The 23,371-nt window shown below is 61.6% G+C and carries 18 protein-coding genes and 1 tRNA gene; 15 read left to right on the top strand and 4 right to left on the bottom strand.

Features of this window, described 5'->3' with window-relative positions; translation table 11 throughout:
• Positions 1-140 precede the first annotated feature (140 nt).
• The 9 genes from API01S_RS28580 to rpoC all read left to right on the top strand — a co-directional run bounded on the left by API01S_RS28580 (position 141) and on the right by rpoC (position 12,165).
• A tRNA-Trp gene (locus tag API01S_RS28580) sits at positions 141-216 on the top strand.
• A gap of 64 nt (positions 217-280) precedes the next feature.
• A complete protein-coding gene (secE, locus tag API01S_RS28575) occupies positions 281-661 on the top strand; it encodes a preprotein translocase subunit SecE (protein WP_006216577.1) in 381 nt (126 codons plus the stop codon).
• Positions 662-670: 9 nt separating this feature from the next.
• A complete protein-coding gene (gene nusG, locus API01S_RS28570) occupies positions 671-1,204 on the top strand; it encodes a transcription termination/antitermination protein NusG (RefSeq protein ID WP_006216576.1) in 534 nt (177 codons plus the stop codon).
• A gap of 63 nt (positions 1,205-1,267) precedes the next feature.
• On the top strand, positions 1,268-1,699 hold the full coding sequence (gene rplK / locus API01S_RS28565; protein WP_006227005.1) for a 50S ribosomal protein L11: 432 nt from the start codon (positions 1,268-1,270) through the stop codon (positions 1,697-1,699).
• Between the two features lie 2 nt (positions 1,700-1,701).
• Entirely contained in the window at positions 1,702-2,403 is a 702-nt protein-coding gene (gene rplA / locus API01S_RS28560) for a 50S ribosomal protein L1 (protein WP_006216574.1), read from the top strand.
• 257 nt (positions 2,404-2,660) lie between these two features.
• Positions 2,661-3,185: a 50S ribosomal protein L10 gene (rplJ, locus tag API01S_RS28555; RefSeq protein ID WP_006216572.1), complete on the top strand. Its 525-nt coding sequence runs from the start codon at positions 2,661-2,663 to the stop codon at positions 3,183-3,185.
• A gap of 81 nt (positions 3,186-3,266) precedes the next feature.
• The gene (gene rplL / locus API01S_RS28550) at positions 3,267-3,647 is read left to right on the top strand and encodes a 50S ribosomal protein L7/L12 (protein WP_006216571.1); all 381 of its coding nucleotides are present in this window, start codon (positions 3,267-3,269) and stop codon (positions 3,645-3,647) included.
• A gap of 161 nt (positions 3,648-3,808) precedes the next feature.
• On the top strand, positions 3,809-7,921 hold the full coding sequence (gene rpoB / locus API01S_RS28545; RefSeq protein WP_006216570.1) for a DNA-directed RNA polymerase subunit beta: 4,113 nt from the start codon (positions 3,809-3,811) through the stop codon (positions 7,919-7,921).
• Positions 7,921-12,165: a DNA-directed RNA polymerase subunit beta' gene (rpoC, locus tag API01S_RS28540; protein ID WP_006216569.1), complete on the top strand. Its 4,245-nt coding sequence runs from the start codon at positions 7,921-7,923 to the stop codon at positions 12,163-12,165. The genes rpoB and rpoC overlap by 1 nt, the downstream gene beginning before the upstream one ends.
• 111 nt (positions 12,166-12,276) lie before the next feature.
• On the opposite strand, the gene API01S_RS28535 is transcribed toward rpoC, so the two are convergent.
• Positions 12,277-12,672: a TssQ family T6SS-associated lipoprotein gene (locus tag API01S_RS28535; RefSeq protein WP_061306728.1), complete on the bottom strand. Its 396-nt coding sequence runs from the start codon at positions 12,670-12,672 to the stop codon at positions 12,277-12,279.
• A gap of 154 nt (positions 12,673-12,826) precedes the next feature.
• Here API01S_RS28535 and API01S_RS28530 point away from each other — a divergent pair, with 154 nt between their 5' ends.
• A complete protein-coding gene (locus tag API01S_RS28530; protein WP_061306729.1) occupies positions 12,827-14,110 on the top strand; it encodes a serine/threonine-protein kinase in 1,284 nt (427 codons plus the stop codon).
• Positions 14,111-14,140: 30 nt separating this feature from the next.
• Here the strand turns inward: API01S_RS28530 and API01S_RS28525 are convergent, their stop codons facing one another.
• From API01S_RS28525 to API01S_RS28515, 3 genes are read right to left on the bottom strand one after another with little or no spacing between them, the layout of a single operon-like run.
• On the bottom strand, positions 14,141-16,465 hold the full coding sequence (locus API01S_RS28525; protein ID WP_061306727.1) for a CHASE2 domain-containing protein: 2,325 nt from the start codon (positions 16,463-16,465) through the stop codon (positions 14,141-14,143).
• 10 nt (positions 16,466-16,475) lie between these two features.
• Positions 16,476-17,585: a FecR family protein gene (locus tag API01S_RS28520; RefSeq protein WP_061306726.1), complete on the bottom strand. Its 1,110-nt coding sequence runs from the start codon at positions 17,583-17,585 to the stop codon at positions 16,476-16,478.
• Between the two features lie 34 nt (positions 17,586-17,619).
• On the bottom strand, positions 17,620-18,336 hold the full coding sequence (locus API01S_RS28515; RefSeq protein ID WP_006216564.1) for a response regulator transcription factor: 717 nt from the start codon (positions 18,334-18,336) through the stop codon (positions 17,620-17,622).
• A 259-nt stretch (positions 18,337-18,595) separates the two neighbouring features.
• Here API01S_RS28515 and API01S_RS28510 point away from each other — a divergent pair, with 259 nt between their 5' ends.
• The 5 genes from API01S_RS28510 to API01S_RS28490 form a co-directional block, all read left to right on the top strand.
• Positions 18,596-19,297 (top strand): response regulator transcription factor, encoded by a 702-nt coding sequence (locus API01S_RS28510; protein ID WP_006216562.1) that lies wholly within the window; start codon positions 18,596-18,598, stop codon positions 19,295-19,297.
• Positions 19,298-19,857: 560 nt separating this feature from the next.
• Complete coding sequence (gene rpsL, locus API01S_RS28505; protein ID WP_005017264.1) at positions 19,858-20,235, top strand: 30S ribosomal protein S12; 378 nt, start codon at positions 19,858-19,860, stop codon at positions 20,233-20,235.
• A gap of 166 nt (positions 20,236-20,401) precedes the next feature.
• On the top strand, positions 20,402-20,872 hold the full coding sequence (gene rpsG, locus API01S_RS28500) for a 30S ribosomal protein S7 (protein WP_006216561.1): 471 nt from the start codon (positions 20,402-20,404) through the stop codon (positions 20,870-20,872).
• Between the two features lie 18 nt (positions 20,873-20,890).
• Positions 20,891-22,993 (top strand): elongation factor G, encoded by a 2,103-nt coding sequence (gene fusA / locus API01S_RS28495; protein ID WP_006216560.1) that lies wholly within the window; start codon positions 20,891-20,893, stop codon positions 22,991-22,993.
• Positions 22,994-23,068: 75 nt separating this feature from the next.
• A partial coding sequence (locus tag API01S_RS28490; RefSeq protein ID WP_255221307.1) for a GTP-binding protein occupies positions 23,069-23,371 on the top strand: 303 nt, incomplete at its 3' end.

The raw sequence follows: 23,371 nt of genomic DNA, 5'->3' as shown, positions 1-23,371 counted from the left end.
GCAATACCCAGATGGGTAGAGTGGACTCTCAAGTCCCTCTATCCATCTTTGCTGTAAAAGTAGTATGATGTTCGGTTCCGCAACCTTACGCGTAGGCGTTGAGCGGAAAGCCAGTGAATGTAGTGCAAGTGTAGTGTTTTAGGGGCATAGCTCAATTGGCAGAGCGTCGGTCTCCAAAACCGAAGGTTGTAGGTTCGATTCCTACTGCCCCTGCCACCGCCAGGATAAACCCGCGGGAGATCATCGCGAGTTACGCATTCACGGCGGCTCGCGTCGCAATATGTCTAATACCAGCGTAGAAACCGTAACTAGCACCGCCGACCGGGTCAAGCTCGGCCTGGCGGTTCTCGTCGTTATTGCTGGCATCGTCGGGTTTTCCGTGCTCAGCGCACAGCCGATGCCCGCACGTGTCGGCGTTTTTGTCGGCGGCCTTGTGATTGCAGCCGTAATCGCCTGGTTCAGCGAACCCGGCCGCCGCACCCTGAGCTTCGCCAGCGAGTCCTACAACGAAGTCAAGCGTGTCGCATGGCCCACCCGCAAGGAAACGACCCAGATGACGGGTATCGTTTTCGCGTTCGTGGCCGTCATGGGCATATTCATGTGGGTGCTCGACAAGGGCATCGAATGGATTCTTTACGGCCTGTTGTTGGGCTGGAAATAAGGACGGCAAATGAGTAAGCGTTGGTATGTCGTCCATGTGTATTCCGGCATGGAAAAAAGCGTCCACAAGGCCCTCGTCGAGCGCATCGAGCGCGCGGCCTTGCAAACGTCTTTTGGCCGCATTCTTGTGCCCTCCGAGGAAGTCGTCGAGGTCAAGGGTGGCCAGAAGTCGATCACCGAACGCCGCATTTTCCCTGGTTATGTCCTGGTTGAAATGGACCTGACCGACGAAACGTGGCATTTGGTCAAGAACACGAACCGCGTCACCGGCTTTTTGGGTGGCTCGGGCAACCGTCCGACCCCGATTTCCGAAAAGGAAGTCGAAAAGATCCTCTCCCAGATGGAAGAGGGTGTCGAGAAACCCCGCCCCAAGATTCTTTTCGAAGTGGGCGAGATGGTTCGGGTCAAGGAAGGTCCGTTTGCAGACTTCAACGGCAACGTCGAAGAAGTCAATTACGAAAAGAGCAAGGTGCGCGTGTCGGTCACCATTTTTGGTCGTGCCACACCCGTCGAACTCGATTTCAGCCAGGTCGAAAAGACCTGATTTCAACCCCCGGGGAGCCCAGGCCATTGATGCCGGGGCGATATAACCCGCAAGGAGCAAAGCATGGCGAAGAAGATCGTCGGCTTTATCAAGCTGCAAGTACCGGCTGGTAAAGCTAACCCCTCCCCCCCGATTGGCCCGGCACTGGGTCAGCGCGGCCTGAACATCATGGAATTCTGCAAGGCGTTCAACGCCAAGACCCAAGGCATGGAGCCTGGTCTGCCGATTCCGGTGGTGATCACCGCCTTCGCGGACAAGAGCTTCACCTTCATCATGAAGACCCCGCCCGCGACGGTCCTCATCAAGAAGGCTGCTGGCGTGCAAAAGGGTTCGGCCAAGCCGCATACCGACAAGGTCGGCACGCTGACCCGCGCTCAAGCTGAAGAAATCGCCAAGGCCAAGGGCCCCGATCTGACCGCCGCTGATCTGGACGCCGCTGTGCGTACGATCGCTGGCAGCGCCCGCAGCATGGGCATCACGGTTGAGGGGATCTAATCATGGCAAAACTGTCCAAGCGCGCCGCCGCTATTGCACAAAAGATCGACCGCACCAAGCTGTACCCGGTCGCTGAAGCCCTGACCCTGGTCAAGGAAACCGCTGTCGCCAAGTTCAATGAATCCATTGACGTGGCCGTTCAGCTCGGCATCGACCCGAAGAAGTCGGACCAACTGGTTCGCGGTTCGGTCGTTCTGCCCGCCGGTACCGGCAAGTCGGTTCGCGTCGCCGTGTTCGCCCAAGGCGAAAAGGCTGAAGCTGCCAAGGCTGCTGGCGCCGACATCGTTGGCCTGGACGACCTGGCTGACCAGATCAAGGCCGGTCAGATGGACTTCGACGTGGTCATCGCTTCGCCCGACACGATGCGTGTCGTGGGTGCCCTGGGCCAGATCCTGGGTCCCCGTGGCCTGATGCCGAACCCGAAGGTCGGCACCGTGACGCCCGACGTCGCCACCGCTGTGAAGAACGCCAAGGCCGGTCAGGTTCAGTACCGTACCGACAAGGCTGGCATCATCCACGCAACGATCGGCCGCGCGTCGTTCGGCGTGGAACAGCTGCAAACCAACCTGGCTGCTCTGGTCGACGCCCTGCAAAAGGCCCGTCCCGCAGCTGCCAAGGGCATTTACCTGCGCAAGCTGGCCGTTTCGTCCACGATGGGCGGCGGTGCTCGCGTTGAAATTGCCTCGCTGTCGGCTTCCAACTAAGCCAACAGCTGTAACCATACTTTGGGCTGCATCCGGATTCCTCCGGATGTTGCTGTCAAAGACCGCTGGAGCAGGGCAGAGGACCGGTGTCTGACACCCCCCCTTGTCCCGCTTAATCCCGAAGCTAGGCTAGTTCGGATCCAGCGTAGACGGCGTCCCCAGGAAGATTTCTTTACACGAAGAACTCGACCAGGCGCCGCATTCGGTTGACGCGCAAGGCTCCGGCCCCAGGCGTCTTTTGATGGAGTGTTCAAACCGTGAGTCTCAATCGTCAAGAGAAAGCGGTGGTAATCGAGGAAGTCTCGGCTGAAGTCGCCAAGGCACAATCGATTGTTATCGCTGAGTACCGTGGTCTGGACGTCGCCTCTGTCACCGTACTGCGCAAAACTGCGCGTGAATCGGGCGTGTATCTGCGAGTTCTGAAAAACTCGCTGGCCCGTCGTGCTGTTGCCGGCACGGCTTTCGAGCCGTTGGCTGAGCAACTGACCGGTCCGCTGATCTATGGCATCAGCACTGATCCGGTTTCGGCGGCCAAGGTTATCGCTGGTTTCGCGAAAAGCAACGACAAGCTGGTCATCAAGGCGGGCGCTTTGCCCAACAGCCTGCTGACTCAAGATGGTGTGAAGGCCTTGGCCACCATGCCGTCCCGCGAAGAGTTGCTGTCGAAACTGCTTGGCACCATGCAAGCCCCGATCGCGCAATTCGTGCGTACGCTCAACGAAGTTCCGACCAAGTTCGCCCGTGGCCTCGCGGCTGTGCGCGACCAAAAGGCAGCGGCCTAATCGCCCTGCTGTCCGGAATTCGCTGAACGACGAAGCGACACCCAAACCCTGGCATTACCAAAATATTTGGAGTTCTTAAAAATGGCACTTAACAAAGCTGAAATCCTTGACGCCATCGCTGGCATGACCGTGCTCGAGCTGTCCGAGCTGATCAAGGAAATGGAAGAGAAGTTCGGCGTGTCGGCTGCTGCCGCCGCTGTCGCTGTTGCTGCTCCCGCCGCTGGTGGCGCTGCTGCCGCTGCTGAAGAGCAAACCGAGTTCAACGTCGTCCTGCTGGAAGCCGGCGCGAACAAGGTCAGCGTCATCAAGGCCGTGCGCGAGCTGACCGGTCTGGGTCTGAAGGAAGCCAAGGACCTGGTTGACGGCGCTCCGAAGCCCGTCAAGGAAGCTGTGGCCAAGGCTGACGCCGAAGCCGCCAAGAAGAAGCTGGAAGAAGCTGGCGCCAAGGTCGAAGTCAAGTAAGACCTGCGTCAACTGCCCGGGGACAGCACAGTTTGCAGTCCCCGGGCTTTTGCGTTTCCAGGAAACCCCTACTGGGGGTATGCCCTTTCAGGGGGGTTTCCTGGAGTCGTATCACCTAGGGCCGTGGTTGACGGCCCATGCAACCTCGAGTCGGAGTGCTCATGCCTTACTCGTACACCGAAAAAAAGCGCATCCGCAAAAGCTTCGCCAAGCGTGAAGACGTTCAAAACGTTCCTTTCCTTTTGGCGACACAGCTTCAATCCTACCTAACTTTCCTGCAGGCGGATACCGCCCCGTCCGATCGCGTAGCCGACGGTTTGCAGGCGGCGTTCTCGTCGATTTTCCCGATCGTTAGTCACAACGGTATGGCGCGCTTGGAGTTCGTGAGCTACGTGCTCGGCGAACCGGTGTTCGATGTCAAGGAATGTCAGCAACGTGGTCTGACCTATGCCTCGCCCCTGCGAGCCAAGGTCCGCCTGGTGCTGCTTGACCGCGAAGTCAGCAAGCCGACCGTGAAGGAAGTGAAGGAACAGGAAGTCTACATGGGCGAAATTCCGCTCATGACGGGCACGGGTTCCTTTGTCATCAATGGCACCGAGCGTGTCATCGTGTCGCAGCTGCACCGTTCGCCGGGCGTGTTCTTCGAACATGACCGCGGCAAGACGCACAGCTCCGGCAAGCTCCTGTTCTCGGCCCGCGTGATTCCTTACCGTGGCTCGTGGCTGGACTTCGAATTCGACCCGAAGGACGTCCTGTTCTTCCGCGTCGACCGTCGTCGCAAGATGCCCGTCACGATCCTGTGCAAGGCCATCGGCATGACGCCGGAATCCATCCTGGCCAACTTCTTCGACTTCGATAACTTCGAATTGAAGAGCGAAGGCGCGATGATGGAATTCGTGCCCGAGCGTTGGAAGGGCGAAATGGCCCGCTTCGACATCTCGGATCGCGATGGCAAGGTCATCGTCGAAAAAGACAAGCGCATCAATGCCAAGCATTTGCGCGACCTGGCTGCCGGTGGCATCCAGCGCATCTCCGTGCCGGAAGACTTCCTGTACGGCCGCGTGCTGGCCAAGAACATCGTTGACGAAGATACCGGCGAAGTCATCGCCAACGCCAACGACGAAATCACGGAAAGCGTGCTGGGCGCCCTGCGCGCCTCGAACGTCTACGACATCCAGACGCTCTACACGAACGATCTGGACCGTGGTCCGTACATCTCGCAAACGCTGCGCACCGATGAAACCGCCGACCAGATGGCCGCGCGCGTTGCCATCTACCGCATGATGCGTCCTGGCGAGCCGCCCACCGAAGAAGCGGTGGAAGCGCTGTTCCAACGTCTGTTCTACAGCGAAGAGACGTACGACCTCTCGCGCGTGGGCCGCATGAAGGTCAACAGCCGTCTGGGCCGTGGTGAAGACATCACCGGTCCGATGACGCTGACCAACGAAGACATCCTTGAAACCATCAAGGTGCTGGTCGAGCTGCGTAACGGCCGTGGCCAGATCGATGACATCGATCACTTGGGCAACCGTCGCGTGCGTTGCGTGGGCGAGCTGGCCGAAAACCAGTTCCGCGCCGGCTTGGTGCGCGTCGAGCGCGCCGTCAAGGAACGTCTGGGCCAGGCCGAGACGGAAAACCTGATGCCGCACGACCTGATCAACTCCAAGCCGATCTCGGCTGCCATCAAGGAGTTCTTCGGTTCGAGCCAGCTGTCGCAGTTCATGGACCAAACCAACCCGCTGTCGGAAATCACGCACAAGCGTCGCGTTTCCGCACTGGGCCCGGGCGGTCTGACGCGCGAGCGCGCCGGCTTTGAAGTCCGCGACGTGCACCCGACCCACTACGGCCGCGTGTGCCCGATCGAAACGCCGGAAGGCCCGAACATCGGCCTGATCAACTCCATGGCGCTGTACGCTCGCTTGAACGAGTACGGCTTCCTGGAAACGCCTTACCGCAAGATTATCGACGGCCGCGTCAGCGAGCAGATCGATTACCTGTCGGCCATCGAAGAAAGCCACTACGTCATCGCGCAGGCCAACGCCGCGCTGGACGAGCAGGGCGCCTTCGTTGACGACCTGGTCGCTTGCCGTGAAGCAGGCGAAACGATGCTGACCTCGCCGGCCAACGTGCACTACATGGACGTTGCCCCGTCGCAGATCGTGTCGGTTGCCGCGTCGCTGATTCCGTTCCTTGAACACGATGACGCGAACCGCGCACTGATGGGCGCCAACATGCAACGTCAGGCCGTGCCTTGCCTGCGTCCGGAAAAGCCGGTCGTGGGTACCGGTATCGAGCGCACCGTGGCTGTTGACTCGGGTACGACCGTGCAAGCGCTGCGTGGCGGCCTCGTCGATCACGTTGACGCCGAGCGCGTCGTGATTCGCGTGAACGACGAAGAAAACGTCGCCGGCGAAGTCGGTGTCGATATCTACAACCTGATCAAGTACACCCGTTCCAACCAGAACACGAACATCAACCAGCGTCCTATCGTCAAGCGTGGCGACAAGGTCGCCAAGGGCGACGTGCTGGCTGACGGCGCATCGACCGACCTGGGCGAACTCGCCCTGGGTCAGAACATGCTGATCGCGTTCATGCCGTGGAACGGCTACAACTTCGAAGACTCGATCCTGATCTCCGAAAAGGTTGTTGCCGATGACCGCTATACCTCGGTGCACATCGAGGAACTGACGGTTGTCGCCCGCGACACGAAGCTGGGCCCGGAAGAAATCACGCGCGACATCAGCAACCTGGCTGAGACGCAACTGAACCGTCTGGACGATTCGGGCATCACGTACATCGGCGCCGAAGTCAGCGCTGACGACGTGCTGGTCGGCAAGGTCACGCCCAAGGGCGAAACCCAGCTGACGCCGGAAGAAAAGCTGCTGCGCGCCATCTTCGGTGAAAAGGCGTCCGACGTTAAGGACACCTCGCTGCGCGTGCCTTCGGGCATGACCGGCACCGTGATCGACGTGCAAGTGTTCACGCGTGAAGGCATCGTGCGCGACAAGCGCGCCCAGTCCATCATCGACGATGAACTGCGCCGCTATCGCCAAGACCTGAACGACCAGCTGCGCATCGTTGAAAACGACCAGTTCGACCGTATCGAAAAGATGCTGGTCAACAAGACCGTCAACGGCGGCCCGCGCAAGCTGGCCAAGGGCGCCACGATCACCAAGGCTTACCTGGCTGATCTGGACCGCTGGCAGTGGTTCGACATCCGTCTGGCCGATGAGCCGCACGCTGTCGTGCTGGAGCAAGCCAAGGAATCGCTGGAGCAGAAGCGTCACCAGTTCGATCTGGCCTTCGAAGAGAAGCGCAAGAAGCTGACGCAAGGCGACGAGCTGCCCCCGGGCGTGCTGAAGATGATCAAGGTCTACCTGGCCGTGAAGCGTCGTCTGCAGCCTGGCGACAAGATGGCCGGCCGTCACGGTAACAAGGGCGTGGTCTCGCGTATCACCCCGGTGGAAGACATGCCGCACATGGCTGACGGCACGCCGGCCGACATCGTTCTGAATCCGCTGGGCGTGCCCTCGCGGATGAACGTCGGCCAGGTGCTGGAAGTGCACTTGGGCTGGGCTGCCAAGGGCGTGGGCCACCGCATTGCCGATCTGCTGCGCGACGAGCGCACTGCGCAGGTCAAGAACATCCGTGCTTACCTGGACAAGGTCTACAACACGACCGGTTCCGGCGCCCGCATCGATGAGCTGACCGACGAAGAAGTCATGGAAATGGCCCAGAACCTCAAGAACGGCGTGCCGTTCGCGACGCCCGTCTTCGACGGCGCGACCGAAGAGGAAATCACCACGATGCTGGAGCTGGCCTATCCGGACGACGTCGCCGAGCGCATGGCCCTGACGCCTTCGCGTACGCAGGCATGGCTGTTCGACGGCCGCACGGGCGAGAAATTCGAACGCCCCGTGACCGTCGGCTACATGCACTACCTGAAGCTGCACCACTTGGTCGACGACAAGATGCACGCGCGTTCGACGGGTCCGTACTCGCTGGTTACTCAGCAGCCGCTGGGTGGTAAGGCGCAGTTCGGTGGTCAGCGCTTCGGGGAAATGGAAGTGTGGGCGCTGGAAGCATACGGCGCCGCGTACACCCTGCAAGAAATGCTGACGGTGAAGTCGGATGACATCACCGGCCGTACGAAGGTATACGAAAACATCGTCAAGGGCGACCACGTCATCGACGCCGGCATGCCGGAATCGTTCAACGTGCTGGTGAAGGAAATCCGCTCGTTGGCCCTGGACATGGATTTGGAGCGTAACTAATGAAAGCGCTACTCGACCTATTTAAGCAAGTCTCGCAAGACGAGCAATTCGATGCCATCAAGATCGGCATCGCCTCGCCCGAGAAGATCCGTTCGTGGTCTTACGGCGAAGTTCGCAAGCCCGAGACCATCAACTACCGCACGTTCAAGCCTGAACGTGACGGTCTGTTCTGCTCCAAGATCTTTGGCCCGATCAAAGACTACGAGTGCTTGTGCGGCAAGTACAAGCGCCTGAAGCATCGTGGCGTGATCTGCGAGAAGTGCGGCGTTGAAGTTACCGTTGCCAAGGTTCGCCGTGAACGCATGGGCCACATCGAGCTGGCCAGCCCCGTCGCGCACATCTGGTTCCTGAAGAGCCTGCCGTCGCGTCTGGGCATGGTGCTCGACATGACCCTGCGCGACATCGAACGCGTTCTGTACTTCGAAGCCTGGTGCGTGATCGAACCTGGCATGACGCCGCTCAAGCGCGGCCAGATCATGTCGGATGACGATTTCCTCGCCAAGACCGAAGAATACGGCGACGACTTCCGTGCCCTGATGGGCGCGGAAGCCGTGCGCGAACTGCTGCGCACCATCGACATCGACCGCGAAGTGGAAACGCTGCGCGGCGAGTTGAAGGCCACCAGCTCGGAAGCCAAGATCAAGAAGATTTCCAAGCGCCTGAAGGTGCTGGAAGGCTTCCAGAAGTCGGGCATCAAGGCCGAGTGGATGGTCATGGAAGTGCTGCCCGTGCTGCCGCCGGACCTGCGTCCGCTGGTGCCGCTGGACGGCGGCCGCTTCGCGACCTCCGACCTGAACGACCTGTACCGCCGCGTCATCAACCGCAACAACCGCTTGAAGCGCCTTCTGGAGCTCAAGGCGCCGGAAATCATCCTGCGCAACGAAAAGCGGATGCTGCAGGAAGCCGTTGACTCGCTGCTGGACAACGGTCGCCGTGGCAAGGCCATGACGGGCGCCAACAAGCGCCAGCTCAAGTCCCTGGCCGACATGATCAAGGGCAAGAGCGGTCGTTTCCGTCAGAACCTGCTGGGCAAGCGCGTCGACTACTCGGGCCGTTCGGTCATCGTGGTGGGTCCGCAGCTCAAGCTGCATCAGTGCGGCCTGCCCAAGCTGATGGCCCTGGAACTGTTCAAGCCGTTCATCTTCAATCGTCTGGAGATGATGGGCCTGGCCACGACCATCAAGGCTGCCAAGAAGCTGGTGGAAAGCCAGGAACCGGTGGTCTGGGACATCCTGGAAGAAGTCATCCGCGAACACCCGGTCATGCTGAACCGTGCGCCTACGCTGCACCGTTTGGGCATCCAGGCGTTCGAACCGGTCCTGATCGAAGGCAAGGCCATCCAGCTGCACCCGCTGGTTTGCGCGGCGTTCAACGCCGACTTCGACGGTGACCAGATGGCCGTTCACGTGCCGCTGTCGCTGGAAGCCCAGCTGGAAGCGCGTACGCTGATGCTGGCCTCGAACAACGTGCTGTTCCCCGCCAACGGCGAACCGTCGATCGTGCCGTCCCAGGATATCGTGCTGGGTCTGTACTACACGACGCGTGAGCGCATCAACGGCCGCGGCGAAGGCATTTTCTTCACCGACGTCGCTGAAGTGCAACGCGCCTACGACAACGGTGAAGTCGAGCTGCAATCCCGCGTGACCGTGCGTCTGAAAGAGCACGAGCGCGACGAGGCTGGCGAATGGCAACCCGTGATCCGCCGTCATGAAACGACGGTCGGCCGCGCGCTGCTGTCCGAGATCCTGCCGAAGGGCTTGCCCTTCACGGTCCTGAACAAGGCCCTGAAGAAGAAAGAAATTTCGCGCCTGATCAACCAGTCGTTCCGCCGTTGCGGCCTGCGCGACACGGTGATCTTCGCCGACAAGCTGATGCAGTCCGGCTTCAAGCTGGCCACGCGCGGCGGTATCTCGATCGCCATGGGCGACATGCTGATCCCGACCGCCAAGGAAGGCATCCTGGCCGAAGCCAGCCGCGAAGTGAAGGAAATCGACAAGCAGTACTCGTCGGGTCTGGTCACGTCCCAAGAGCGCTACAACAACGTTGTGGACATCTGGGGCAAGGCCGGCGACAAGGTCGGCAAGGCGATGATGGAACAACTGGCTACCGAGCCGGTTGTGAACCGTCACGGCGAAGAAGTGCGCCAGGAATCGTTCAACTCGATCTACATGATGGCTGACTCGGGCGCCCGCGGTTCGGCCGCCCAGATCCGCCAGCTGGCCGGTATGCGCGGCCTGATGGCCAAGCCGGACGGCTCGATTATCGAAACGCCCATTACCGCGAACTTCCGTGAAGGTCTGAACGTGCTTCAGTACTTCATCTCGACTCACGGCGCGCGTAAGGGTCTGGCCGATACGGCACTGAAGACCGCCAACTCGGGTTACCTGACTCGTCGTCTGGTCGACGTGACGCAAGACTTGGTGATTACCGAGGACGATTGCGGTACGTCGCTGGGCTACAACATGAAGGCCCTGGTGGAAGGTGGTGAAGTCATCGAACCGCTGCGCGACCGCATCCTGGGTCGTGTTGCCGCCGTGGACATCATCAACCCGGACACGCAGGAAACGGCCATCGTCGCCGGCACCCTGCTGGACGAAGATCTGGTCGACACCATCGACCGCATCGGCGTGGACGAAGTCAAGGTCCGCACCCCGCTGACGTGCGAAACGCGTCACGGTCTGTGCGCACATTGCTACGGCCGCGATCTGGGTCGCGGTTCGCCGGTCAACCAGGGCGAAGCAGTGGGTGTTATCGCTGCTCAGTCCATCGGTGAACCGGGCACGCAGCTCACGATGCGTACGTTCCACATCGGTGGCGCGGCGTCGCGTTCGGCTCTGGCCAGCGCGGTGGAAACGAAGTCCAGCGGTCTGGTTGGCTTTGCCAGCACGATGCGCTATGTCACGAACGCCAAGGGCGAACGCGTTGCGATTTCGCGCTCGGGCGAACTGGCGATCTTCGACGACAACGGCCGCGAACGCGAACGCCACAAGATCCCGTACGGCGCGACCGTGCTGGTGGGCGATGGCGAAGCCGTGAAGGCTGGCGCGCGTCTGGCGACGTGGGATCCGCTGACCCGTCCGATCGTGTCGGAATACGGTGGCGCCGTCCGCTTCGAGAACATCGAAGAAGGCGTGACCGTTGCCAAGCAGGTGGACGAAGTCACCGGTCTGTCGACGCTCGTCGTCATCACGCCGAAGACTCGTGGCGGCAAGATCGTCATGCGTCCGCAGATCAAGCTGGTCAACGAGAACGGCGAAGACGTCAAGATCGCCGGCACCGATCACTCGGTGAACATCTCGTTCCCGGTGGGCGCGCTGATTACCGTGCGTGACGGCCAGCAGGTTGCCGTGGGTGAAGTTCTGGCGCGTATTCCGCAAGAATCGCAAAAGACCCGCGACATTACCGGCGGTCTGCCGCGTGTGGCCGAACTGTTCGAAGCCCGTTCGCCCAAGGATGCCGGCATGCTCGCCGACGTTACGGGTACGGTGTCGTTCGGTAAGGACACGAAGGGCAAGCAGCGTCTGGTCATCACCGACCTGGAAGGCGTGAGCCACGAGTTCCTGATTCCGAAGGAAAAGCAGGTTCTGGTGCACGACGGCCAAGTGGTGAACAAGGGCGAAATGATCGTGGACGGCCCGGCCGATCCCCACGACATCCTGCGCCTGCAAGGCATCGAAAAGCTGGCGACGTACATCGTCGACGAAGTGCAGGACGTTTACCGTCTGCAGGGCGTGAAGATCAACGACAAGCACATCGAAGTGATTGTTCGTCAGATGCTGCGCCGTGTGAACATCGTTGATGCTGGCGATACCGAGTTCATCCCGGGCGAGCAAGTCGAGCGCTCCGAGCTGTTGAACGCGAACGATCGCATGGCTGCCGAAGACCGTATCCCGGCAACCTACGACAACGTGCTGCTCGGTATCACGAAGGCCTCGCTGTCGACCGACTCGTTCATCTCGGCCGCTTCGTTCCAGGAAACCACGCGTGTCCTGACCGAAGCCGCCATCATGGGCAAGCGCGACGACCTGCGTGGCCTGAAGGAAAACGTCATCGTCGGCCGCCTCATCCCGGCGGGTACCGGCTTGGCTTACCACCACGCACGCCGCGACAAGGAAGAGCTGGAGGCAGCGGAACGCGAAGCCGCTCGCCAGCAGGCCAACCCGTTCGAAGACTCGCCGGTCACGGTGGGCGCGGACGCAGAAGCCCCGGCCTCCGACGCCGGCATCGAGGACTCCGCCGAATAAGCGGATTCCCGGTCAGTTACCCGCGCGCAGGCTTGCCGCGGGGGCTGCAAGCAAAAAGGCCGCTGATGCGAATCAGCGGCCTTTTTTTTGTTGCTGGCGTTTGCGGCGTGCTTACTTGGCCGCCTGGCTACGGGCGCGTTGAAAGGCCGGGCCCCAGGACGGATGGCCGGCTTCATTGGGAGCCAGTTCGAACGCTGGGTCCAGGGCGAGGATGCGCGCGAAACTGTCCTCGCACAGCTGGGCGTAGCGGCTGACGCAATAGCTGAACGCCTGGAGTTTGTAAGCCTCGATGCGGACCGCCTTGGTGGAGGAGGCCAGCTCGTCCGAGGTGGCGACGGTACGGATGACTTCCCCATACCGGCCTGCGCCGTACGTATCCCGAACTTGTTGCAATTTAGCCAGCGCTTCGGCCGTGGGCGGGCTTTCTTGTTTGATGGACGAGATCCCGGCGCAGCCCGCCAGCATCAGGGTCGCGCCGAGCAGACTGCTCAGAAGGCGAATTTTCATAGCGTATTAGAGGGGGAAGAAGAATGGGTGAAGCGCCATCGTGCCACAGCCTGATGCGCTCGGACATTTTCGGCAATGTCCTGATGTTGCGGATTGGATAATATTCACACTATTCCATCTTTGCACCAGTCCGCGCATGAGCGCAATTCCCATCATGTCCTCCTCCACCGGCTTGCTGACGCCGCGTGGCCCGTTTTCCGGTGCTGCGCCCCTGGCTTTGCGTCCGCTCAGTGCGATCGCCGCCAGCATGGCGGGAGGCGTGCCGGAATCGCGTATCAAGCGGCTGGTTTCAGACCTGCTGCCGTCCCTGATCGCCTTGCATGCTCAGGGCGAAATCTGCGGCGATATCACGCTGGATACGGTTGGCATGGACGAGAACGCGCGTGCTCATCTGTTGCCTGAACTTGTCGTTTCGCGTTCGCGCCGCGCCAGCCGAAGCCCGACGCCTGGCTTTGCGCCGTTCGAGCTCTATACCGATTCCATGGAATGGCCACGGGGCGCCTGGAGCGACATTTACGCCCTGTGCGCTGTGATGCATGCACTGGTGACGGGACACCGGCCGCCGCCTGCGCCAGAGCGCCGCGCAACCGATACCTACGAGCCCCTGACCTCGTTGGGCCTGTCCAAATACAACCCCGATTTTCTGGCCGTCATTGATCGCGGCCTGGCAATGGCGCCTGCCGAGCGCCCGCAATCGCTGGCCGAACTGGCCGCCTTGCTGGGGGTCGCTGCTTACATTGAGCCGGCAGCTGACCAGGATGAACCTGCCGCTGCGTCCAGCCACGCCGTGCCGCCCGCCGCCGCGTCGGCAATGCGCAAACCGGCGCGCCGTCGCCCGCTTCTGGCCACGTTGGCCGTCCTGGCGTTGATCGGCCTGGCTATCTATGGCTGGTTTCACTGGGGCATGGGCGCGCCCAATGCGTTGATTACGAGTTCGGAAGTCGTCATGCCGAACCCGCCAGCCGTGCATCCGATGCCGCCTGCTTCGGTGCCGTCCGCCGCATTGCCGCCTGCTACGCAGCCGGAATCCGCGCCGACGACGTCCGCCATGTCCGGGTCTGACCGAGCGACGCCATCTGCAACCCCGAACAGTGCGCCGTCAACGGCAAGCGCGGCCTCCGAGCCCGCTGCGCCACCGCCACTTGCCGCGACAACCGACCCGCAGGCTGCGCCTTTGACCGGCGCGGTGGCGCCCGTCGAAGAAGCGCCCAAGCCCAAGCCGCTTGCGGTGCCCGTGCCCGTCCGCTTGGACATACGCCCCTGGGGTGAAGTGTGGGTCAACGGCGTGGCGCGCGGCATCAGCCCGTCGGTCAAGGAAATACGCTTGATTCCAGGCAAGTACCAGGTGGTCCTGCGCAATGCGGACCTGCCGCCATACCGTGCGACGCTTGAGGTCAAGGCGGGCAAGCCGGGCGTGATCTCTCACACGTTCCAGTAGCTGGCAGCCGCCCCACCCGAGTTCGCGTCGTCAGTCTTGCGGCGCGTTGTCTGGCGCGATGGGCAGGCACAACGTGAACACGGATCCGACGCCGATCTCGCTGGTGACCTGCACCGATCCTCCGTGCCGCTCTGCCACCGTACGCACGAACGCCAGGCCCAGGCCGGCGCCGCCCACATCGTTGCGGGTTTCCACTCCCACGCGGGAAAACGGTTCGAACAGGCGGCCAAGCTCTGACTGAGCGATGCCTTGGCCCTGGTCGCGGATGGTCACATGCCAGAAACCGGGGGAAGGGTCGATCGCGCATTCGATGCGTGTGTGCGGCGGGCTGTATTTGATGGCGTTGTCGATCAGGTTGCACAGCGCCCGCATCAACAGTGTCTGATCGCCACGCGTGTAGGCCTCGGGCAACGGCATCCGTAAACTGAGCGTGATGCCGCGCTTGCGCGCCGAGGCCCAGAACTCATCGACGCCGTCTTGCAGCAAGCTTCCCAAGTCAAGTTCGATGGCGCTGATCGTCATGGACTCCGCACGGGTCAGGTGCACGAAATCATCCACCAGATGCAGCGTGCGATTGGCCAGCGTTGCGATCCGGGCCAGCGTGTCGCCTTGCCCATCGACGGCTGCGTTTTCCTGTTTCATCTCGACCAGCGCGAGGATGGAGCTTTGCGGCGCGCGCATGTCGTGCGAGATGAAGCGCAGCGTTTCCTCGCGTTGGCGTTCGGCCTGGCGGATTCGAGAAATGTCGGTCAGCGTGGCGACCGTGCCCGCGAAATCACCTTCGGCGGTGTGGATGGGGGCGCACTTCAGGATCAGGTCGCGCCCTGCGTAATCGCGCACTTCGAGATCGGCGGTCCAGCGCGTCTTGTCGTCGGTGGGAAGCTGGCCGCGCAGGGCGTCGGCCACGCGCTGACGCGTCGAGGCGTCGGAAATGGTTTTTTCCAGCAGGTGCGTCGCCGGATGCCCAACGCGCGGCGGGCGCATGCCCAGCCGCTGGAAATACATGACGGCCGCCTGATTGCGAAACTGCATGCGGCCCTCTTGATCGAAGACCAGCGTGGCGTCGGGCATGCCGTCCAGCCCGTCGGCCAAAAAGCGCCGCAGGTTGCGCACACGCTCCAGGGCGCGTTGCAACTCGCCAACGCGGCTTTCCAGCGAGGCGCTGGGCCCCGTCAATTGTGCGCGAGCCTCGTTCAAGACCGGGGGGTACTCCCGCTGAAGCCGTCGCAGTTCGTAGTCCATGTAGCGCAGCGCGGCCTCCTGGCTGCGCCAGCTCCAAAGCGGATAGCACAGCGCCACGCCGACAAGCGCGGCGGTGGGCGCGAACCATAGGTGTGCATAGGCAAGCAACAGCCACGAGGCGATCAGGATGCAGGCGACCAGTGCAATGCTGACCAGCAAGGCCCGTTTGGGCGACAGCCGCCACAGCGCCAGGCACGCGAGCAGCACGGGAAGCACGGAGAACAGCGCATTCCATGCGGGAGCGGGCCGCTGGTAAAACAGTCCGTCGCGCGCCGCCTGCATCAAGTTGGCGATGATTTCCACGCCCGACATGCCGCTCAGGTCGTGCGACACCGGCGTGGGGTAGGCGTCGCCCAGCCCTGTCGCCCACGCGCCGACCAGTACATACTTCCCGCGCAGGTCTTCCGAAGGAATATCGCCGCGCAGCACCGACAGGTACGAGACCGTGCGCATGTGGCCCGCCGGTCCGGCGTAGGGAATCAGGATGTCCCCGCTGGGCTCGGCGCGATCCAGCAACTGCGTCGCCTGCTCGCCCTGGCCGCCAATTTCCAACATGGATAGAGCCATGTGCGTGCGCGGTTCACCAGCGAATTGAGCCGTCAGCGAGGCCTCGCGCACGACGCCGTCCGGGTCGACGCGCGCATTGATGAAGCCGGTGGCGGCGGCCGCGGCGCCCAGCACAGCGATGGGTGCGGACATGGCCGAGGGGTTGTTCAAGCGGTCCAGCACCACCGGCAAGACCGTCCGCCCGTTGCGCGTGATGCTATGGGCGAGGATGGCGTCGTCATTGGGATTGACCGTGTCGGCTTCGCCGAAGATCAAGTCCAGCCCGACTGCGCGCGCGCCCTGAAGACGGTCCATCAATGCGGCGTGGATGGCGCGCCGCCAAGGCCATCGGCCCAAGGTCTCAATGCTGGCATCGTCGATGGCGACGATCAGGATATCCGGATCGGCCGGCCGGCCCGTCATGCTGACGGCGCGGTCGTAAAGAATCTGGTCGACCCGGCCCAGCCCGTTCAACGAGCCCAGCAACGCCGCCAGGACCGCCAGGATCACCGTCAGCCATAGCCCTGAGCGCGAGGTCCGGTCGAGGGCGTCGGTGGCGTCGGCCATGGGGCGGGCCCTAGTACTCGGTCAGGGAGATGAATCCGCCGTAGCCGGTGCCGACACCCAGTCCGGACGACGTCATCAATTGGTTGGCGCCTTCGAAGGTAGCGACCGCGTCCTCGCCGCGCAAGCCCAGCTCGTCCACCGCGCGCACCGATACGTAGTAGGTGCCCGGGCCGGGGGCGCGGAACTGAATGTCGTTGCTTGGAAAGCTGGCCGACGACACGGGCAGCGTGCCATCGGCATCGCGCGAAACGCGGACCAGATAGCCCTGCGCGCCTGGCACCGGCGCGAATGCGCTGGTCCACGCACCGCCACCTTTGCGCTCGGGGGCGCCCAGTTGCGGAGCGGCCAGCAGTTCGCGCACGCCGGTCATGCTGCCGTCGTTGCGCACCGCCGCGCCATAGCCACGCGGCACGGCGACGGGCTTGGCGGGCTCGGCGCCCGGCGCATGCGCTTGCAGCCGCACACTGCCTTCCAACACTTCGCTCTGCACGCCGCCCGCGCCGCTCTGGACGCGGAAGCGCGTGCCGCGTACGCCGGTCACGGCGACAGGCGTACGGATTTCAAAGCGCCCGACGCCTTGGCCCGTGGGGGCGACGGTGGATTCGACGCCGCCGCGTTGCACGTTGATGATCGAGTCGGTCAGCGCGGTGCCTTCGAACTGGCGCAAGCGGGATAGCTCGACGGCGCCGCCAGCAGGCAGAGTGAGCTTGGAGCCATCGGCAAGCTCCAGCGTAACGAAGCCATTGGGCGAGGTCACGACCGTGCTGCCCTCGGCCACGTTCGTGTCCGCTTTTGCCGCGGACCCGTTCAGCTCTGCCTGCCCGCTGACGTGAACGATGCGCGCTTGTGCGGGCCGCACGGGAATCATCGATAGCGGAATCCGCAACTCAAGCCCGATGGGCAATTGTTCGGGCCTGATGACCTTGTTCAAGGTCTGGAGCCGCGCCCAGTTGCCCTGGTCACGGGTGTAGCGGGAGGCCAGGTCGATCAGGGTGTCGCCTTGGCGGATGCGATAGATGAAGTCATCACCCAACGCGCCGGCGGGCTGGCTGTGCGCCACACTGGCAAGGCCCAGGCAGGAAAGCAGGACAAGCGAAGAAAGCGCGCGGCAGCGGCTCATAAGAATGGAGTCTCCAGGAAAGCGCGCGTAGCGTCTACGACGGGCTGGCTGCGCTGTCGTCCGCAGCGCTGATCAGTTCCAGCCGGTAGCCCAGCGCATAGGACGAACTCAAGCGCACCCCGTGTTCAGGCCGCAGCTGGAGCTTCTGCCTGATGTTGGACAGGTGTGTGTCCAAGGTGCGGGACGTGGCGGGGATTTCGCGGTTCCACACGCATTCGGCAATGACGTCGCGCGACATGAGCCGGCCCAGATTGCGGAAGAACAACAGGGCGAGTTCGAATTCCTTGGGGGCCAGCGACACCGAGGCGCCGTTCAGCGAAATGGTGCGCGAGCCGGGTTCGATGCGATAGTGCGCAACGTCGAAGGCGTCGTTGGCCGGTTCGGCGATCTGGCTGCGTCGCAGCAGCGCCGCAACGCGCGCCAGCAACTCCAGCGGGCGTAGAGGCTTGACGATGTAATCATCGGCGCCGGCGCGCAGTCCTTCGACCAGATCGTCTTCCGAAGAACGGTTGGTCAGAAAAATGACGGGAACGCGTGCACCGATGTTCGCGCGCAGCCAGCGCACCACATCGTCGCCGTCGATGTCCGGCAGGTGCCAATCCAACAGCACGAGATCAAAATTCTCGGTACGCAACGCAGCCAGCAGGTCTCGGCTCTGGTGATAACTGGAGCACGTGTATCCCGCTGCGGTCAGCACTTGGTGAATGCGCCGGGCTTGGTCAAGGTCGTCTTCCAGCGACGCGATTTTCATCAGAATTTCTCGCGGAGATTTGCCACTTCCGCGCGCGTGTTGGCGGCGTGATGCAAAGGTGAGCGAATTTGTGTAAACGAATGATAACTCGGGCAGCGACGTGGCTGGCTACGTTATGGCAAGAACTGTCAAACATTGCAAAGTTAACGAATATTGACTGGAGTTGTTGCGTAACACCACGCCACACTGTCTCAACCGTCGCCCTTCCCATGACACATTTTGGGAACGCGCCGGTTTCGGGTTAGAGGTGGAATTAGCTATGAATCAATTGCGCATACTTATGATGTCGCCGGACGAGGTTGCTCGAAATGCCGCCGTGTCCGGCCTGTTGCAAGCTGGAATCTCTGCGCGCGGTTGCTCGACATCCCTGGAGTTGTTCGGCTTGCTCAATAGCGGCGTCTACGACGCCGTGATCCTCGATGTGGGAACCTTGGGCGAAATCGGCTATGCGCTGGTCGCGCGGCTGCACGGCTCGTCGTCGATGGGTATCGTGGTCACCGGCCGGGGCATGTCCGTGGACAGCCGCCTGCGTTGCCTGCAAAGTGGCGCGGACGCCTGTCTGCCCGAGCCGCAGGATCCGCGCGAGCTCTCCTGCATCCTGCTGGCTTTGGCCCGGCGCTTGCCCGCAACGCAAGACAATCCCCTGGATGACGAACCCGTCTCGGGTCAATGGGAATTGCGAGACCAGGGCTGGACCTTGGTTGCGCCCACCGGCGCCACGATTTCGCTGTCGGCCAACGAGCGCCTGATCGTGCGCTCGTTGCTCGAAGTGGCGGGCAGGGCGGTGGGCCGCTCGGAGTTGGGCGACGAGCTTCGGGTCGAAGGCGGGGGCGTGCGCGCGAGCGGATCACGCAGCATCGACGTGATCGTCAGCCGTCTGCGGCGCAAAGCCGAACTGGCGGGGGTGATGTTGCCGATCCGCACCGTTTACGGCAGCGGTTACCTTTTCGCGGACCAATAGCCAGGCCACGGGCGCTACACTGCGCCGTACAGCGCGAAATTCCTCGGGTTTACCCGGAGAATTTGCGCCGCGCCCGCGGCGCTATCGCTGCTTTCTGGGGGCAGGGCCTTGCCGCTACATGGCCCCATTTTTCGTCAGCAGCGCCCAAATCACCGCCTTTTAGCCGCTAACGCGCGACGTCCTCGTACTTACAAAATACTTTGACAGTGCGCGCAGATCTCAGTTATGCTAAAGGGCTTACTGCTTTATTTCGCGCGCAAATTCTGTACGCAAAAGGCAAACAGTTCAAGAACTTAGTCAGGGTCTGAACCCGGATCTGAAACCCAGGTGCGTCACGAGCCTTTGGTTTTGGGTCCATCAGTCCATCAGTTGCGACTAGCCTTGGCTGCCCGGCCGCTTTACAGCTTTGTGCGTTTGTCATGGTTTGTTGGCAAGCCCGCTCTTTTACGTATATGAACGTTTGAGGCGGTTTTGCGCGAGCCGCCTTCTCCGAGAGACACGCTTGAGGAGACGAGTACGTAAGTACTTACCAGTGGTACGTAAAAGGGATTTCAAAGGTCATGCCTACCATTAGCCAACTCGTGCGCAAGCCGCGCGAAGTCAGCATCATCAAAAGCAAGAGCCCCGCGCTCGAAAACTGCCCGCAACGCCGCGGCGTGTGCACTCGCGTGTACACCACCACCCCCAAGAAGCCGAACTCCGCTCTGCGTAAGGTTGCCAAAGTGCGTCTGACCAACGGTTACGAAGTCATTTCGTACATCGGCGGTGAAGGCCACAACCTGCAAGAGCACTCGGTGGTTCTGGTGCGTGGCGGTCGTGTAAAGGACTTGCCCGGTGTGCGTTATCACATCGTGCGCGGTTCCCTCGACCTGCAAGGCGTCAAGGATCGTAAGCAAGCCCGCTCGAAGTACGGCGCCAAGCGCCCGAAGAAGGCTTAATAACGAGTCAGCAGTAACCCCGCGTGGCGGAAGCCCGTCACTAGGGAAGTGCGACCGCGCCCTCCGGTTTTTGGGAAGGAGCGCGGCACGTAAGGGGTCGTCCCATTGGGCGGCCATGGCCGTGTAATGAAACACGGTTCAACTGAACAGACACAAGGAAGCAACAATGCCCCGTCGTCGCGAAGTACCCAAGCGCGAGATTCTGCCCGATCCCAAGTTCGGCAGCGTCGAACTCGCCAAGTTCATGAACGTCGTCATGCTGGACGGTAAGAAGGCCGTCGCCGAGCGCATCGTCTACGGTGCCCTCGAGCAAGTGCAAACCAAGACCGGCAAAGAGCCGATCGAAGTTTTCAGCCTGGCGATCAACAACATCAAGCCGATCGTCGAAGTGAAGAGCCGCCGCGTTGGCGGTGCCAACTACCAAGTGCCGGTTGAAGTGCGCCCCGTGCGCCGCCTGGCCCTGGCTATGCGTTGGCTCCGTGAAGCCGCCAAGAAGCGTGGCGAGAAGTCGATGGATCTGCGTCTTGCTGGCGAACTGATCGACGCCTCCGAAGGTCGTGGCGCCGCGATGAAGAAGCGCGAAGACACGCACAAGATGGCAGAGGCCAACAAGGCCTTCAGCCATTTCCGCTGGTAATTTAAGGACTAATCCACCATGGCCCGCAAAACCCCGATCGAGCGCTATCGCAACATTGGTATCTCTGCGCACATCGATGCAGGGAAAACCACCACGACCGAACGTATCCTGTTCTACACCGGCGTCAATCACAAGATTGGCGAAGTGCATGATGGCGCAGCCACCATGGACTGGATGGAACAAGAGCAAGAGCGTGGCATCACCATTACGTCGGCAGCTACGACGGCGTTTTGGCGTGGCATGGCGAAGAACTATCCCGAACACCGCATCAACATCATCGACACCCCGGGTCACGTGGACTTCACCATTGAGGTGGAACGTTCCATGCGCGTCCTGGACGGTGCTTGCATGGTCTATTGCGCGGTGGGTGGCGTTCAGCCGCAGTCCGAAACCGTGTGGCGTCAAGCCAACAAGTACGGCGTGCCGCGTCTGGCCTTCGTCAACAAGATGGACCGCACCGGCGCCAACTTCTTCAAGGTCTATGACCAGCTGAAGAATCGCCTGCGCGCCAATCCCGTGCCGATCGTGATCCCGATCGGCGCCGAAGACACGTTCCAAGGCGTGGTCGACCTGGTCAAGATGAAGGCGATCATTTGGGACGAAGCCAGCCAAGGCATCAAGTTCGACTACCACGAGATTCCCGCCGAGCTGGAAGGCCTGGCCAACGAATGGCGTGAAAAGCTGGTTGAAGCTGCCGCTGAGTCGTCGGAAGAGCTGATGAACAAGTACCTGGAAACGGGTTCCTTGGAAGAAGCCGAAATCAACCTGGCCATCCGCCAACGCACCATCGCTGGCGAAATCCAGCCGATGCTGTGCGGCACCGCCTTCAAGAACAAGGGCGTGCAGCGCATGCTGGACGCGGTCATCGACTACCTGCCTTCGCCCGTGGACATCCCCGCGGTTGACGGCCAGGACGACGATGGCAATCCGGTCACGCGCGAAGCCAACGACGAAGAGAAGTTCTCGGCGCTGGCATTCAAGCTGATGAGCGATCCGTTCGTGGGTCAATTGACCTTCGTGCGCGTTTACTCGGGCGTCCTGAAGTCGGGCGACACGGTCTACAACCCCATCAAGGGCAAGAAAGAACGTATCGGCCGCATTCTGCAGATGCACGCGAACAACCGCGAAGAAATCAAGGAAGTGTTGGCAGGCGACATCGCCGCTGTGGTGGGTCTGAAAGACGTGACCACCGGCGAAACGCTGTGCGACATCGACTCGCACATCTTGCTCGAACGCATGATTTTCCCCGAGCCCGTGATTTCGCAGGCCGTGGAACCGAAGTCGAAGGCTGACCAGGAAAAGATGGGTCTGGCGCTGTCGCGTCTGGCTCAGGAAGATCCGTCGTTCCGCGTGCGCAGCGACGAAGAATCCGGCCAAACCATCATTTCCGGTATGGGCGAGCTTCACCTGGAAATTCTGGTCGACCGCATGAAGCGTGAGTTCGGCGTTGAAGCCAACGTCGGCAAGCCGCAAGTGGCCTACCGTGAAACCATCCGCAAGACCTGCGACGAAGTTGAAGGCAAGTTCGTCAAGCAGTCGGGCGGCCGTGGCCAGTACGGTCACGTGGTGCTGAAGGTCGAGCCGTTGGCTCCTGGCGGTGGCTACGAATTCGTGGACGCCATCAAGGGCGGTGTGGTTCCTCGCGAATACATCCCCGCGGTGGACAAGGGCATTCAGGAAACGCTGCCTTCGGGCGTGTTGGCTGGCTACCCGATCGTCGACGTCAAGGTCACGCTGTTCTTCGGTTCGTACCACGATGTGGACTCGAACGAAAACGCGTTCAAGATGGCCGGCTCCATGGCATTCAAGGAAGGTCTGCGCAAGGCCAGCCCCGTGCTGCTGGAACCGATGATGGCCGTTGAAGTCGAAACGCCTGAAGATTACGCCGGTACCGTGATGGGCGATCTGTCCTCGCGCCGCGGCATGGTCCAAGGTATGGATGACATGGTTGGTGGCGGCAAGACCATCAAGGCTGAAGTGCCCCTGGCCGAGATGTTCGGTTACGCCACGAACCTGCGTTCGTTGACGCAAGGTCGTGCCACGTACACGATGGAATTCAAGCATTACTCCGAGGCTCCCAAGAACGTCGCTGACGAAGTCATCGCCGCTCGGGCCAAGTAAATAACCCTAGCCAGGTCCGCCCATCCGGGTGGCCTGGCAGATTCAAGTTTCCTTGAAAGTTAAAGGATAGAGATCATGGCAAAAGGCAAGTTTGAACGTACCAAGCCGCACGTGAACGTGGGTACGATTGGTCACGTTGACCACGGCAAAACGACGTTGACGGCAGCTATCACGACCGTTCTGTCGAACAAGTTCGGTGGCGAAGCCAAGGGCTACGACCAGATCGATGCGACTCCTGAAGAAAAGGCTCGCGGCATCACGATCAACACCGCTCACGTCGAGTACGAAACCGAAGCGCGTCACTACGCTCACGTTGACTGCCCGGGCCACGCTGACTATGTGAAGAACATGATCACGGGCGCTGCGCAAATGGACGGC

The sequence above is a fragment of the Achromobacter piechaudii NBRC 102461 genome (assembly GCF_001571245.1).
GTDB classification, from domain to species: Bacteria; Pseudomonadota; Gammaproteobacteria; order Burkholderiales; family Burkholderiaceae_B; genus Achromobacter; species Achromobacter piechaudii.
The sequence above is the reverse complement of the archived record's forward strand: the minus strand, read 5'-3'. Positions and strand labels throughout refer to the sequence as shown.